The 15,451-nt window shown below is 52.9% G+C and carries 13 protein-coding genes; 8 read left to right on the forward strand and 5 right to left on the reverse strand.

Translation table 11 applies throughout. The features are described from left to right. Positions 1-82: 82 nt before the first annotated feature. The 4 genes from FJ695_RS18295 to FJ695_RS18310 all read left to right on the forward strand — a co-directional run bounded on the left by FJ695_RS18295 (position 83) and on the right by FJ695_RS18310 (position 5,624). Positions 83-1,969, forward strand: a complete 1,887-nt coding sequence (locus FJ695_RS18295) for an extracellular solute-binding protein (protein ID WP_141188802.1) — start codon at positions 83-85, stop codon at positions 1,967-1,969. 24 nt (positions 1,970-1,993) lie between these two features. Then, entirely contained in the window at positions 1,994-3,628 is a 1,635-nt protein-coding gene (locus tag FJ695_RS18300; protein ID WP_141186782.1) for a class I adenylate-forming enzyme family protein, read from the forward strand. Positions 3,629-3,661: 33 nt separating this feature from the next. Then, a complete protein-coding gene (locus FJ695_RS18305) occupies positions 3,662-4,864 on the forward strand; it encodes a response regulator transcription factor (RefSeq protein WP_209010712.1) in 1,203 nt (400 codons plus the stop codon). Between the two features lie 85 nt (positions 4,865-4,949). Next, positions 4,950-5,624, forward strand: coding sequence for a DsbA family oxidoreductase (locus FJ695_RS18310; RefSeq protein ID WP_141186783.1), 675 nt, complete (start codon positions 4,950-4,952; stop codon positions 5,622-5,624). Between the two features lie 74 nt (positions 5,625-5,698). On the opposite strand, the gene FJ695_RS18315 is transcribed toward FJ695_RS18310, so the two are convergent. From FJ695_RS18315 to kdsA, 3 genes are all read right to left on the reverse strand, one after another. Continuing rightward, positions 5,699-6,646, reverse strand: coding sequence for a hypothetical protein (locus FJ695_RS18315; protein ID WP_209010713.1), 948 nt, complete (start codon positions 6,644-6,646; stop codon positions 5,699-5,701). A gap of 211 nt (positions 6,647-6,857) precedes the next feature. Beyond that, positions 6,858-8,132, reverse strand: coding sequence for a phosphopyruvate hydratase (gene eno, locus FJ695_RS18320; protein ID WP_141186785.1), 1,275 nt, complete (start codon positions 8,130-8,132; stop codon positions 6,858-6,860). Positions 8,133-8,259: 127 nt separating this feature from the next. Next, positions 8,260-9,111 (reverse strand): 3-deoxy-8-phosphooctulonate synthase, encoded by an 852-nt coding sequence (gene kdsA / locus FJ695_RS18325; protein ID WP_141186786.1) that lies wholly within the window; start codon positions 9,109-9,111, stop codon positions 8,260-8,262. Between the two features lie 364 nt (positions 9,112-9,475). Here kdsA and galU point away from each other — a divergent pair, with 364 nt between their 5' ends. The 4 genes from galU to FJ695_RS18345 all read left to right on the forward strand — a co-directional run bounded on the left by galU (position 9,476) and on the right by FJ695_RS18345 (position 13,106). Continuing rightward, the gene (gene galU / locus FJ695_RS18330) at positions 9,476-10,369 is read left to right on the forward strand and encodes a UTP--glucose-1-phosphate uridylyltransferase GalU (RefSeq protein WP_141186787.1); all 894 of its coding nucleotides are present in this window, start codon (positions 9,476-9,478) and stop codon (positions 10,367-10,369) included. A 208-nt stretch (positions 10,370-10,577) separates the two neighbouring features. Beyond that, entirely contained in the window at positions 10,578-11,012 is a 435-nt protein-coding gene (locus FJ695_RS18335) for a DUF4864 domain-containing protein (protein WP_141186788.1), read from the forward strand. Between the two features lie 172 nt (positions 11,013-11,184). Next, positions 11,185-11,979, forward strand: a complete 795-nt coding sequence (locus FJ695_RS18340) for an ABC transporter substrate-binding protein (RefSeq protein ID WP_141186789.1) — start codon at positions 11,185-11,187, stop codon at positions 11,977-11,979. Positions 11,980-12,299: 320 nt separating this feature from the next. After that, on the forward strand, positions 12,300-13,106 hold the full coding sequence (locus FJ695_RS18345; protein ID WP_141186790.1) for an ABC transporter substrate-binding protein: 807 nt from the start codon (positions 12,300-12,302) through the stop codon (positions 13,104-13,106). Positions 13,107-13,126: 20 nt separating this feature from the next. On the opposite strand, the gene tgt is transcribed toward FJ695_RS18345, so the two are convergent. Both tgt and queA read right to left on the reverse strand, forming a co-directional pair. After that, entirely contained in the window at positions 13,127-14,278 is a 1,152-nt protein-coding gene (gene tgt / locus FJ695_RS18350) for a tRNA guanosine(34) transglycosylase Tgt (RefSeq protein WP_141186791.1), read from the reverse strand. After that, positions 14,275-15,363: a tRNA preQ1(34) S-adenosylmethionine ribosyltransferase-isomerase QueA gene (gene queA, locus FJ695_RS18355; protein ID WP_141186792.1), complete on the reverse strand. Its 1,089-nt coding sequence runs from the start codon at positions 15,361-15,363 to the stop codon at positions 14,275-14,277. Before queA ends, tgt begins: the two co-directional genes overlap by 4 nt. Between the last annotated feature and the right edge of the window lie 88 nt (positions 15,364-15,451).

A 15,451-nucleotide genomic window follows, 5' to 3' on the forward strand; every position in this document is an offset into this window, starting at 1 on the left:
TTTCCCACTTGCGCGGGGCGCCCACCAAGTATCCTTGTGATAGGCTTTCAAAATGAGAATCAACCGGTTTGCCGTGACCGAAATGTCTGATCGGCGCAAAAACACACTGTTTTCTGGTTTGGCCAGGGCTGCTTTCGCATCTGTCGTTGCGGCTGGACTCGGTGCATTTTTGTGTGCCGCCTCCGGTCTGACAAATAATGCTTATGCCGACGATGAAACTGTTCCGTGGTCTCATGGGATATCCATGCATGGTACCCCAGCTCTTGGACCGGATGAACCTTTTCCGTACGCCAATCCTGACGCACCCGAAGGCGGAACACTGACCCTTGGCGTTCAAGGCACATTTAACAGCCTTAATTCCTTTATCATTCAGGGCGGTTGGACCTCGGCACGTGGGATGCGGGAACGCCAATTTGGCAACAATATCTTCGAAAGCCTCTTGGTCCGCTCATATGCAGAACCTTTTTCACTTTATGGCCTGCTTGCGCAAAAAGTTCGGATGCCCGACAGCCGGGAGTGGATCGAGTTTGAGCTTAATCCGCAGGCCCGGTTTTCAGATGGTTCTCCGGTGACGGTAGACGATGTGATCTTTTCCTTGGAGATCATTGAAGAAAAGGGCCGCCCGCCCTATCGGAATTGGTACGCTCAAATCAAAGAAAAGATTGTCACCGCGCCAAACCGGCTGAAACTTGTTTTCGAAAACGGCGACAACCGCGAATTGCCGCTGCTGATTGCCCTGGCTCCGGTCTTTTCCAAAAAACACACCGATGCGGAAAATTTCGACAAGTCGACTTTGACGCCACCTATTGCCTCTGGCCCGTATACGTTCAAAACAATCGAACCGGGACGTTTGGTCGTATATGAGAAGAACCCGGACTATTGGGCCAAGGATCTGCCTGTAAAGGCCGGGTTCGACAATTTCGATGAGATCCGTGTCGAATACTACCGTGATGAAACGACCCTGCAGGAGTCGTTCAAAAAAGGCCTCATTGATGTTCTGAAGTTTGGCGATCCAGTGCGCTGGGCAACCGGCTTCGATTTCCCTGCGGCCGAAAATGGCGACGTTATCAAACTGGAAATCCCGCGTGGCATCCCCGCCCCAACCCAGGGCATTGCCTTTAATACAAGGCGGGAACAATTTTCAGATCGAAAGACACGCAAGGCCTTGCGCATGCTGTTCGATTTTGAGTGGGTCAACCGCAATCTTTATTACGGCCTCTACAAGAGAACTGCAGGATATTGGGACAATTCAGAACTTTCCTCGATTGGCCGCCCGGCAAGCGTGCGGGAACAAGAATTGCTTGCCCCCTTCCCGGACGCCGTTGATCCAGACGTCATGGATGGGACTTGGCGGCCCGCGGATGCAGATGGGTCAGGCCGGGACCGAAAGGTTCTAAGGGCTGCTCTTAAAGAGTTTTCCAATGCAGGTTTTGCGCTGAAGGATCGCAAATTGATCCACACTGAAAGCGGAGAACAGCTCAGCTTTGAAATCCTCTCAAAAAATGAAGACGAGGAAAAACTGGCACTGGCCTATATCCGCACGCTTGGGCTTCTTGGAATTGACGCGAGCGTGCGCAGCGTAGACCCGTCTCAATTTGAAGACCGCCGCACCCGGCGCGACTTCGATATGGTCTTCAACACTTGGACTGCCTCGCTGTCGCCAGGGGCAGAACAATATGGCCGCTGGTCGTCTCAGGCGGCCGATGCGGAAGGCTCTTTCAATTTTGTTGGCGCCAAGGAACCTGTCATCGACGCCTTGATCGACGAAATCGTCGCGGCTCGCAGCCGGGAAGACTTTATCGATGCGGTGCGTGCGTTTGACCGGATTCTGATATCCGGCGCCTATTCTGTTCCCTTATATCATCTGCCCGATTACTGGGCCGCGCATTGGAAACGTATCTCACCTCCAGACCATCACTCCCTTTACGGGGATGAGTTGGACACCTGGTGGTCAACCTCAATCAACTGATCGGACCTACGGACGACTTGAGCCATGAAAGTAACGCCTGAAAGCCTGGTACAAGAACATCATGAAAGCGGAGCCTGGTCCGATGTGCCGCTTGATGAAATCTTCCGGCAAACCGCTGAAATGCATCCAGACCGGATCGCGCTCGTGGACGCACCCGACAGGGCAACCTGGACCGGCGGCGCACCGCGCAAACTCACCTATGCCCAAGCAGATCGCGAAATCGATCGGCTGGCTGCTTTTTACAATGCCGTCGGCTTGGCAACAGACCACGTCATCGGTGTGCAATCACCGAATACAGTCGATACTGTCATTGCCATTCTAGCTGCGTTCCGCGCCGACCTGATAGTCTCGCCACTTCCCTTGCACTGGCGGCAGAAAAACGTAGTGGATGCATTAAACTCCATCGGTGCCAAGGGTTTGATCGCCGCCGACCGGATCGAAACCCGGGACGTCGGCACAGCCGCGCGCGATGTTGCAGCAGAACTCTTTTCTTTGCGGTTTGTCTTTGGTCTTGGCAAGGATGTACCGGATGGTCTGATTGAACTCGGGCCGATGCTCGCTGAAATGGGCGATGATCTGCAGTTCGAGCCATCTGGTCCGCGTCCGGATCCGGCGGATCACACAGCGACTATCTGCTGGAGCCGAAGCGGCGAAGAGAATATGCCGATCAGCCGGTGCCACAACCATTGGACCTCCTGTGGCAACCTTGTGGTCAAAGAAGCGCACATCAAGGATGGCGGCAATATTCTGGTGCCCTACTCCTTAAGCGGTTTGACTGGTCTGGGTGGTGGTCTGGTGCCTTGGCTAATGACCGGGGCAACACTGCACCTTCATCACCCAACGTCCCTGGTCAATCTGGCCGAGCACGCAAAAGCGGTGAAGGCCGATGTCGTTATATCACCTGGACCACTTGCCCAGACGCTCGACCGGAAACTGGCCGGTGAGGACACTACAATCCTTGCGGCCTGGAATATCTCATCACCCCGTCCGGCCACATTTATTCCCCGGCGGCGATTGGTAGATCTCCACATTGCAGACGAATTTGCACTAACGGCCAGTGCCCGCGGACCATCGGCCAAAGCAAAGGCAATTCCGCTGGGAAAGCATAGCGGGCCAGACGGGTGTGAAAGCGGGCCAGCCCTTCTAGAAATCTCGGTCTCCGAAGCGGTCGAAGATCAATTGCCGACACTGCTCGTGAAGGGACCGATGGTTCCTGATATTGGCTGGCGGACTGTCAATGGAGAACAACGCCGTGTGCGCTGGGAGGGTACCGGTTATTTGAACACCAACATCAAAGTCCAAACTACAGAAGACGGTGTCGAAGGTTTCGGTGTTCCGGGTTTCTATGCGCTCGCAACCGGGAACCTTGAAACAATAGACGTGATATACTCTAGTTATCCGGGAATCAACGAAGCAGCAGCCTTCGTGGTTGAAGACCCGGTCTTGGGTGCACGCATGTACGCAGCGCTGGTTCCTGAAGCTGGACATGTGCCTGACGCCGGAGCGTTTTTCGCATATCTTGACGCAGAAGGTGTCGACCTTGCCAAAATCCCGCATAGGGTGTTGATATTGCAATCACTGCCGCGTAATCCGGATGGAACTGTCTGTAGGGACCGCCTGACGATGCGGACACAACGCCTGCCAGCCGCCGTGGCCTGAAAAGAATTTCAAGAGCCCGGCTAAGACGGGCCAATGATGGGAATTGGGATGGACGTGGAAACCTCGCTCTCTTGGCGCGGACCTTATTGGTATGTCGGACGGTGCCCCATCCGGCAGAACTCCAATGATATTGCGAGGGACCAGGACATTGCCCTCTTGGGTTTGTTCGAACGCTCAATTTCTCCGCCTGACCAGTTACCTGCCGCAATCATAATCGACATCCAACAGATTCATCCGCAAAACCGGCCTGGCTTTTTTGAGTGGCTTACAGATCATGTTCGCAGATTACCATGCGATGTTCCCCTTTATATCCTCACGGGAAGTCAGGATGCGCCGGTCGAAGGTCTACGCCCGATCGCGATCTTGGAACGGTCTGTACCAGACGACATTCTTGTGATGCTGATCTGTATCCATCAAAGGGCCCTGATGCGATCGGAAGAGGCTCGGATCCGGCGCCGGGTCTTTGGCCGGGTGCCCGGCTTTGGCGCAGCACCTCATTATTCGGGCGGAAGCGGGCTGATGGTCGTTGGCGTCAGCGGACGATTTTTGGAATGGCAAGCGGCCAGTGACCATAATGTTGAAGTCGTCGGCGCGTTTGACGGCAACATGGCCACTGAGTTCATGGCGCAACGGGCGTTTGATGCAGTCGTCATCGACAGCAGTGTTGAAGACACCATCGACTACATGCAACAAATCCGCAGAGATGCACGATTCGCGAGTTTGCCGGTGCTTGCGGTCTGCGAATATCAGGAAGACGTTGTTGCCCTATTCCGCAATGGCGCATCCGATGTGCTGTTAGGGCGCAATCGTCCAGAAACACTGAATAGGCGTCTTGCCTCTGCCATTCGCCTGGGTAAACGCCGGCGCCTTGCCGACCGAGTGCTTTCGGAAAGCCACATGTGGTTGCGCCAGCAAATTACAATCGGCGGCCTCGATCAGCAGCGTTATGAGGCCTATTTGGAAACAACAGCCAACGCCATGGCGGCCCGCGGATTAGACCTTTGGGAAATGCATTTGACGCCGGAGAATTTCAATCTTCCGGCTCCAACACCGGAAGATACAGCCGAACTCAATGGTACGCTATTGTCTGTGGCGGATGCCACCAGCCGTGATGAAGATCTTGTGTGCCTGGTGAAGGGCGTCGGACCCGTCGCTGTCCTCAAAAACGAAGCTGGCACTTTAAGGCTCCAAAAACGGATCCATTCAATCCTCGCGCATACGGTCATCAACCCATGATCGGTGTGCCCGCCCACTTGCTGGTGTACCGTTTGGCTCCATATCAGGGTCAGTCATCCAAATTCCAACAACCAGGTTCCCGCGTATGAGCACATCTCCCGCAATCACCGTCGATGTCGTATCAGATGTCATGTGCCCCTGGTGTTATATTGGCAAACGGCGGCTCGAAGCTGCGATCAAACAAGTCCCCGACCTGACTGTTGACGTGCGCTGGCACCCGTTTCAGCTGGATGCGACACTCCCGAAGACCGGGAAAGATCGGCAGCAGTATCTGAGTGATAAGTTTGGTGGTCTGGAACGGGCCAAACAGGTCTATGCACAGATTGAGGCCGCAGGCCGCGAAGAAGGCATTCCTTTTGCCTTCGATAAAATCAAACTGTCACCAAACACACTTGATTGCCACCGGCTGATCCTGTGGTCGCGCGTTGATGACGTGCAAAATGATGTGGTTGAGCGATTGTTCAAGGCCTATTTCATTGACGGCGAAGATCTGACCCAAACTGATCTGCTTGTCCGGATATCTGATCACGCCGGAATGGAATCTGATCTCGTTGAACAGCTTTATGAAACGGTGACGGATCTCGATAAGATCCAAGCGCAAATTGCCAAAGCTCAGGAAACGGGCGTCACTGGCGTCCCATGTTTCATAATAGATGGCCGGTTCGTTTTGGCAGGCGCAGAAAAAGCCGAGACAATTGCTGCCGCGCTTCAGCACGCAGAAGAAACCCGAGCCAATCCAGACGCAGAACCGGTTACTTGAAGAAAAACCCGGATTTGCAGTCACTTTGTGCAAATCCGGGTCTCAAATTTCAAACAACAAAATACCGTAACTGGTTACTTGGCGTAGGGTTCGATATCGACATAACCGAGCTCTGTGGATGGATCGAGGCGGAAATCAATCATCCGCTGAACCTTGCGCTTCTTCTCGAGTTTCAACCGTTTCCACGCCAACGCCGCAGCTGCCTTCGGATAGACTTGCCATCCCTTGGGTTCGGTCGACAGGCCCTTGAGGCCCAAAGTCCGCCTTAGAACACCATTGCCGTAGCGCACTGCGAATTCGTGGCGAATGTCCCGCGTCCAGTGTTCTGTGGTTACAGAAATGTTCAGGCAATCGTGGTTTTCGACCCGATGCGGCCCATAGAGCGGCCAATGCATCATCTCACCCGCCTCTAGATCATGCACTTCAGCATAATCGTCGAACCAAGGTTTGAACGGCACTTCCTCTTCGGTTTCCTGCATGAGGATTTTCTCGATCGACTCCTCGGTCAGGAATGCTTCACTGATCGGGTAGACATACACCCGCTTTTTGCCGTGCAGCTGCCAGAGGCTCTGCCCTTGAATATCTGCATGATAGTAGACTTGGATCTTTGGCGACGACACCAGAAGCGTCATGTTGCGCATAAAGGTTTTCAAACCCGGAACACGGGATTCAAACTCAGAAAAGATCTGGTTCAGAACCTTTTCGTATTGCGGGTCAATGTCCATGATCCGGAAAACATTGATCCAGAGACGTCCGTTGCGGATACAGTCGATAACTTCCTGACCGCTTAAGTTGCCGATTTCACCGTGGCGCCATTCCTTAACGTTCTTGTCATGCCCCATGGTGTTCAAGGTGTAATGCTGCAGTGGCAGCTTATCGATCAGTTTTCCAAGCGCCTCTTCGGAAAACAGTCCAGTCTCGGCCAGCCGATGCTTCAGTTTGACATTGTGCCGGTCAAACAACATGCTGTGTTTGTCCTGCCAATCGGCAATAATATCGTTGTTTTGAGAAAATGCATTCATGACGCAGCCTATCACCTAAAGTTGAACGCTGCCTTTTTATAGATCTACATTAAATATATTGTAAATATTTGCATTGTTTTCATGGTTAATACATTAACCTTCTTTCTTCCGTTATTTCAATATTATCAACACCGGCAACGTTATTGGTTAACAAAAGAAAATACCTCCCAGGTGACTGGGAGGCATTCATTCAATCCTAAAAGACGGTGGATTAGCCCTTCAGAATGGACCGGCCAGCGTAGATGGCTTGCGGGCCGAGCTCTTCCTCAATGCGGATCAGCTGGTTGTATTTTGCCAATCTGTCAGAGCGAGCCAGAGAACCGGTTTTGATCTGGCCGCAGTTGGTGGCAACTGCCAGATCGGCAATGGTCGCATCTTCCGTTTCACCCGAGCGGTGCGACATGACGGCGGTGTAAGACGCCTTGTGGGCGGTCTCAACGGCATCAAGGGTCTCGGACAACGTGCCGATCTGGTTGACTTTGACCAGGATCGAGTTGGCGACACCCATGTCGATACCCTTGCGCAAGCGCGTGGAATTCGTCACGAACAAATCATCGCCAACCAGCTGGCATTTGGTGCCGAAGAGGTCTGTGGCAGCTTTCCAACCGGCCCAGTCATCTTCCGCAAGACCATCTTCAATGGAAATGATCGGATACCGGTTGACCAGATCTTCCAGGTATTTGGCCATTTCGTCCGGGCTCAGGGTTTTGCCCTCGCCTTCCAGAACGTACTTGCCATCCTTGAAGAATTCGGTGGACGCTGCATCCAGCGCCAGGAACATGTCTTCGCCCGGCTTGTAACCTGCGCTTTCGATCGCCTTCATAACAAAGCCGATGGCGTCATCGGTCGAAGCAAGGTTCGGAGCAAATCCGCCTTCATCGCCAACGTTGGTGTTGTAACCAGCAGCAGACAAAGCCTTTTTAAGCGTATGGAAGACTTCGGAGCCCATGCGCACAGCTTCGCTGAGGCTTTCCGCGCCCACCGGCATGATCATGAATTCCTGGAAATCGATCGGGTTGTCGGCATGCTCGCCGCCGTTGATGATGTTCATCATCGGAACCGGCAAGGTCCGCGCGGACGTACCACCAACATACCGGTAGAGCGGCAAGCCCGAGGCTTGCGCAGCAGCACGGGAAACCGCCAGAGAAACGCCGAGAATAGCGTTTGCGCCGAGGCGGGCCTTGTTATCCGTGCCGTCAAGATCGATCATCGCTTGGTCAATCTGCAGCTGGTCTTCTGCTTCCAAGCCCCCGATGGTTTCAAAAATCTCACCATTGACCGCATCAACAGCATTTTGGACACCTTTACCCATGTAGCGGTCGCCACCGTCGCGCAGTTCAACGGCTTCGTGAGCACCTGTGGATGCACCGGACGGGACGGCGGCCCGGCCAAAAGAGCCATCTTCAAGGAAAACATCAACTTCAACAGTCGGATTGCCGCGGCTGTCGAAAATCTGACGGCCGGTGATGTCGATAATGGCGGTCATGAAAAACTCCTCAATTGCGCAGGCAGACAATCCTTTTCGCGTCTGCTGCGGATATGGCTGGAAATCAGCGGCCTGAAGGAAACCCGGATTTCCAAGTAAAACGGGCCGCATTCAGCGGCCCAAACGATCAGGCAGATGCGCCTGCAGATTTTTTAACGACGGCATCAATTGCCTTCAGTTCGCTCAGCAAAGCACCGAGATTTCGAAGGGCAATCATGTTCGGGCCATCAGATGATGTTGTATTTTCCGGATCCGGATGGGTTTCGATGAAGACACCGCCGACGCCCACGGCCACCGCCGCCCGGGCAAGGACCGCAACCATCGCTCGGTCGCCGCCAGATGATCCACCGAGTCCGCCTGGCTGCTGGACAGAGTGCGTCGCATCAAACACAACTGGCGCACCGGTTTCCGCCATAATCGGCAAGGAACGCATATCGCTGACCAGCGTATTGTAACCAAAACTTGCCCCGCGTTCGGTCAGAAGCACGTTCGGATTGCCCGAGTCCGTCACTTTGCGCAGAACATTTTTCATGTCCCAGGGCGCCAGAAACTGACCTTTTTTGACATTCACCACTGCACCGGTTTCAGCCGCAGCAACAAGCAGATCCGTCTGACGGCACAAGAAGGCCGGGATCTGCAATACATCGACGACCTCGGCAACCGGAGCACATTGCTCGGCATTGTGAATGTCTGTCAGGACCGGCAGCCCAAATGTCTCTTTAATTTCGGCGAATATCGGCAGGGCTTCGTTTAAGCCAATGCCGCGGGTGGCTGACAAGGACGTGCGGTTCGCTTTGTCAAAGGAGCTCTTGTAAACGACCGGAATGCCAAGACCGCCTGCGATTTCCTTAACTGCTGCCGCGCATTCCATCGCGTGATCGCGGCTTTCGAGCTGGCAAGGGCCGGCGATCAGGCTGAACGGCGCAGTGTTGCTGAAGGAAACGTCCCCCACTTTTACGGTGCGGTTTGCCTCGGTCATAAACGGTCCTTTTCAAGAAAACTGCCAACGAAACCGCCTGCAGGAAGTGCGTTGCGGCCAATGACGGAATTTTGCGTGTTCAATAGCCTTCTTTTCCGGAACCTGCAACATCAACGCGACCAGAACAGCGCTCCTGATTAAATCGATTTAACATCTCCGCATTATGCCGGTCAGGAACTCCACAGAAGTCGATATCGACGAGAACGTAATATTTAAGAAACATATGAAATTGTACTAAGGGCAAATCGACGAGTTGCCGTAACGGCTGGTCGACCTTTTGAATGGACACCAAATGGGCTATATCCCGCGTCGTGGAATTCCTTCGGCCGGTTGGCAGTATGTGTTTGAATTGGAATATAAAGATATGACGAAACCGATCCGCAAAGCCGTTCTTCCTGTCGCGGGGCTTGGCACACGTTTCCTTCCGGCCACAAAGGCAGTCCCCAAGGAAATGCTGACCATCGTTGACCGCCCGATCATTCAGTACGTGGTCGATGAAGCGCGGGCGGCCGGCATTGAGCATATCGTTTTTGTCACCGGCCGGAACAAACAGGTGATCGAGGATCACTTCGATGTCGCCTATGAGCTTGAAGACACCCTGAAGTCCCGCAACAAAACAGCTGCCCTGGATCTTCTGGAAAAACATCGCCCGGTACCGGGGTCCACAAGCTTCACCCGCCAGCAAGCCCCGCTCGGACTTGGTCACGCGATCTGGTGCGCGCGCGATATCATTGGCGACGAACCTTTTGCGATCCTGCTTCCGGATGTGATCATCAAATCGGAAGTCAGTTGCCTGAAACAGATGGTCGATCTTTATAACACCACTGGCGGCAACATCATCGCCGTTGAAGAGGTCCCGGAAGACCAGACGCAGAACTACGGCATTGTGGAATTGTCTGACAAGATCAACGGCAATGCGGACAAGATCACCAACATGGTCGAAAAACCAGCTCCGGGCTCAGCGCCGTCCAATCTAATGATCACCGGGCGTTACATCCTACAGCCGCAGATATTTGATTTGCTGTCCAATCAGGCCACTGGTGCCGGCGGCGAAATCCAGCTCACCGACAGCATGCTCAAACTCATGGAAGAGCAATCCTTTGCTTCAGTCAAATTCGAAGGCCGGAGTTTTGACTGCGGCTCTAAAGCCGGTTTTTTGAGCGCCAACATAGCGTTTGGCCTCGACGATCCGAAACTTGCCAAAGAAATCCTGCCTTTCATGCAAGAAATGATCGATCAACCGGCTGCGGCTGAATAAAGAATTATCCAATCTTAAGGGAAGCCGGTTGTGTTTTTACAATCGGGTTTTCTTTGTTTTCTGGACACATATTTCCGATTAGACCTGTAATAACTTTCAGTATTTTTAAGTTATTTCGCCACTTTCCGCAGGGGATTTCTCGGCATTTAAAATCTAGAAAGGATTCGGAGGCGTATACTGATCATGTTGGCGAAAGGAGACACTGATCATGGCAGCCTCTCAGTTCCAAAAAATCGCAGCAGCCGCACTGTTGGGCGCCTGCTTGTCGTTTAGCCCCGCTTCGGCAAGTGACAGCACAGACAGCTCGCTGTTTCAATCCATTATCAAAGACCAAATGAGCGCCTTCGCCGCTGGCGATGCCAAGGCCGCTTTTTCATATGCAACACGTTCGCTCCAACAAAAATTCCAAACGCCGGAATTCTTTATGGAGATGGTCCGTCAAGGTTACCGGCCAGTCTATGAGCCCCAAAGTGTGACTTTTGGCCGTTCGAAAGTGACGAAATACGGCCCGACGCAGGAAGTCTATGTCACTGGACCAAAGGGCCAGAACTGGCTCGCACTTTATGCCTTTGAACAGCAAAATGATGGCGGCTGGCGGATTTCCGGGTGCTATTTGACCAAATCCGAAGGTTTTGCGGCTTAACGGGCCGCAAACTTTTGTTCGCGTATACGGCGTAACGGGCTATCGGGCAGAGACGAAATTCCGATAATGTCATGCGGGCTCTTCAGCCAGCGAAACCAAATGACGGGATTTGAACGCTCTTGAAACACAGTCTTCCCCGCACAGCGGACCGTGCCCCAGAAGATTACGGCCGATGGTGAAGTCCGCGATCCTAATTAAAGGCGTTGTGTTTGCGCAGCTTCTGCTGACTCTGACAGGGCTCAGAGCCGCAGAAATTACGACATTCTATCAGGACAGTTATCCGAAATACATCCAAACCGACGGTGGATTTGGCGGTCTATGCATGGACTTGATCGCAGCGGTAGAAACAAAAATCGGCTCGAAAGTCGTCAACAAGGGGGTACCTGACAACGCCTTCCGGCCTCTGAAACGTATTCAGGTAGACATTGAACAAGGAAACATCGATGTCTTCTTTTGCCTGGCAAAAAACAGCAAACGGGAAAAGCTATTCGACTACATTTCCACGCCGCTCTACGAAGTCAATCATGTGGTCGCGGTTCGTTCCGGCGAACACGTAGACATTCAAAATCTGGACGATATTCGTGACCTTACATCGGCAACCATCTTAACAAATTTCGGCACTGCAACAGAACGGTTTCTAAACAGCCAGATTGGTTTGACTGTCGATGCGACTGCAGATTCTTTGGAACTCAATTTGCGTAAGTTACTGCTGGGCCGCGGTGAATTTGTCTATTTTCATGACATAGGGCTCTACAGCACGATCCGCCAGAAATTTCCGAAAGAGGAGCTGGACGTTCTTCCGGCCAAATTCCGGAGCTATTATCACTATCTGGTCGTCTCCAAGGAAGCGCCAAACGGCCTAAGGGAGACATTGGAAAAGGCTATACGGGAATTGAACCAGGACGGCACCCTCGCCACGATCATCAAGAAATACAAGACTATCGAAGAAAGTCCTGACGGCAGTTAAGGGCGTACTGTTACAATCCAACCCTGAAACACCAAATGAGTGCCACCCCAGCAGGCGACTTCACGCCCGTCTTTCCATTTGAAGCACCAGATAGACTATATCATCAATGTAAAATGAAACAATTATCTGTATTTTTGTTCGTTTCTCAAAATCCATTGAGAAAAATTTGAATAATTATAGGTTTTTGATGCGATTCGTTTAGTATTTACCTCCCCTCAATCAATGAATTTACATTTCGTTTAGAATTGTTTTGACACCATAAATCAAATCAAATGGAAAATTCATGACATAACTTGTTCAGTATCCAATGTGAGGGCTCCATGTGGAACAAACTTCGCCCAATCACACCGGCCATTCAGGCTGGTCTCTTCATCGGTGGCATGCTGATAACCTCAGGAGTGCAGGCGACCGAGGTTACTACAGTTTATCAAGACAGCTTTCCAAAATACATCGACTCTGGAGACAAAGTTTCCGGTTTGTGCATCGAACTAATACATGCAGTCGAAAAGAAACTTGGTGACGTCACTTTTGTTGGAAAACCGTCTGGAGATCAGTTCCGCCCTCTCAAACGAATTGAGGTCGAGGTCGCAAATGGAACCATTGATGTGTTTTTCTGCATGGCAAAAAACTCCAGGCGTGCGGATTTGTTCGATTACATACGAACACCCCTTTATGAGGTTAATCACGTTGTCGCAGTTCGCAAAGGTGAACATCAAAATATAAAGGAATTTGGAGATATCCGTAGGTTAGGAAACGTCTCTATTCTTACGAATTTCGGATCTGCCACCGCACGTTTTTTATCAAAACAAGGCGGGTTAAATGTCGACTCTAGCGGTCAAACCCTCGATCAAAATTTGAAAAAACTCATCGTCGGACGAGGCGAGTTTGTGTATTTCCATGACATAGGTCTCTACAGCACAATTCGCGAGAAATTCAAGGATGAACCGCTAGAAGTGCTGCCCGCCAGGTTCCACAGTTACCACCACTATCTTGTCATATCAAAGAAAGCGCCAGTGGGATTGAGAGACCGATTGGAAAGTGCCATTGCTGACCTACATAACGATGGCACACTTGAGTCTATTGTCCAGAAATATAAAACGGCGAAAACCGTCGCGGGTGGAGGTTGATTGTTGTATTTGGGACGGCTCTAGAGCGCTTCAATATCACCGCGGGCCCAGTCTTCCTTGGTCTTGGCATAGAAATCTTCGAAACGGCCTTCCTCAATCGCGTCGCGCATACCCTGCATCAGCGTCTGGTAATAGGCGATGTTGTTCCAGGTCAGCAGCATTCCTGACAGTGCCTCACCTGCGCGGAATAGGTGGTGCAGATAAGCGCGGCTGTAGGTGCTCGTTGCCGGGCAAGCAGCTTCTTCATCAAGCGGGCGCGGATCGTCCTGGTGGCGGGCATTCTTCAAGTTGACCTTGCCGAAACGCGTATAGGCCAGACCATGGCGCCCGGCGCGCGTCGGCATCACGCAGTCGAACTGATCGATGCCCCGTTTGACACTCTCCAAAAGATCATCCGGCGTACCGACTCCCATCAGATAACGGGGTTTGTCGACCGGCATCACCGGCGTTGTGATGTCGAGCATCTTCAGCATCACCTCTTGCGGTTCGCCCACAGCGAGACCGCCAACCGAGTAGCCTTCAAACGGCATCTTGCCGAGCTCTTCGGCTGAGCGAACACGCAAATCCGGCACATCGCCGCCCTGAACGATGCCATAAAGCCCCTGCCCTTTGCTGGGCCCGCCCATGGATTCGAACTGTGCGCGCGACCTTGCGGCCCACCGCAGAGACAGCTCCATGGCGCGTTGAACTTCTTCCTTCGGGCTCGGCAGTTTGATGCATTCATCCAACTGCATCTGGATGTCTGATCCCAGAAGGCCCTGAATTTCGATCGACCGCTCCGGTGTCAGGTGGTGCTTGCTGCCGTCGATATGACTTTGAAAGCGGACACCATCCTCATCCAGTTTGCGCAACTGTGCCAATGACATCACCTGAAAGCCGCCGCTGTCCGTGAGGATCGTATGCGGCCAGTTCATAAACTTGTGCAGCCCGCCGAGACGATCGACGCGCTCTGCGGTTGGCCGCAGCATCAAGTGATAGGTATTGCCGAGCACAACATCGGCGCCGGTTTCCCGGACATGATCGGTGAACATTGCCTTGACGGTTGCCTGCGTGCCAACCGGCATGAAGGCCGGGGTTCGCACCACACCATGCGGTGTTGTGATTTCACCGCGTCTGGCCAGGCCATCAGTCGCGATCAGCTTAAAACCGAATTTCTTCTGTGTATCTGTCATGAGGACATGTCCTGATCGGCGCCTTTTGCCGGGAACAACAAGGATGCGTCACCGTAGCTGTAAAAGCGGTATTCATTTTCAATGGCGTGGGTATAGGCGGCCCGCATGGTGTCCAATCCAGACAGCGCCGAGACCAGCATGAAGAGCGTCGACCGCGGCAGATGGAAATTGGTCATCAATGCATCGATCGCTTTGAACCGGTAGCCAGGCGTGATGAAGATCGATGTTTCTCCTGAAAAGGCCGCGATTACGCCTGTTTCCCGTGCCGAACTTTCCAGAATGCGCAAGGACGTGGTTCCAATGCTGACCACTTTGTTGCCCCGGGCTTTGACGGCTTGGAGAGCGGCCGCTGTTTCTTCGGAAACTTCGCCCCATTCTGCGTGCATATTGTGGTCTTCGGTGCTGTCCGCTTTAACTGGTAAAAACGTGCCCGCGCCAACGTGCAAGGTCACCCGGTGCATCTCGATGCCTCTGGCCTTGATGGCATCCAGAAGATCCGGCGTAAAATGCAGTCCAGCGGTCGGCGCAGCAACCGCACCGTCCTTCTCGGCAAAGATGGTTTGATAGTCCTTCCGGTCTTGTGCATCTTCACCGCGCTTTTGCGCGATATAAGGCGGCAGCGGAATATGGCCGACTTCTGCGATCGCCACATCCAGATCCGGGCCCGAACGGTCAAACACCAGCAGCACTTCGCCCCCGTCTGCCTTTTCGGCAACTGTCGCGGTCAAACGGGTGCCATTGCCTTCAAAAACAACCAGGTCGTCGATCTGCAGTTTTTTCGCCGGCCGCACAAAGGCTTTCCAGCGATCCGGACCGGAGCGCAAATGAAGTGTCGCACCGATACCGGCCTCGATATCACCGCGCAGCCGTTTTCCTTCCAGCTGAGCCGGGATTACTTTGGTATCGTTGAAAACCAGTGCATCACCAGGCTCTAAAAGGCTTGGCAAATCGCGCACGCCCTGATCGCCTAACACCGGATCGTTGTCTGGCCGGACTACAAGCATACGGGCGGCATCGCGTGGGCGGATGGGCCGCAACGCGATCCGTTCATTGGGAAGGTCAAAGTCAAACTGATCGACGCGCATGGTGGCTCGTGTAAACACCGCATTTGATGAGAGTAGAGCATACGGCGGTGGACTTAATGCTTAGCCATAGCTTGCGTCCGCTCTTATC

The organism is Labrenzia sp. PHM005 (genome assembly GCF_006517275.1).
Lineage (GTDB): Bacteria > Pseudomonadota > Alphaproteobacteria > Rhizobiales > Stappiaceae > Roseibium.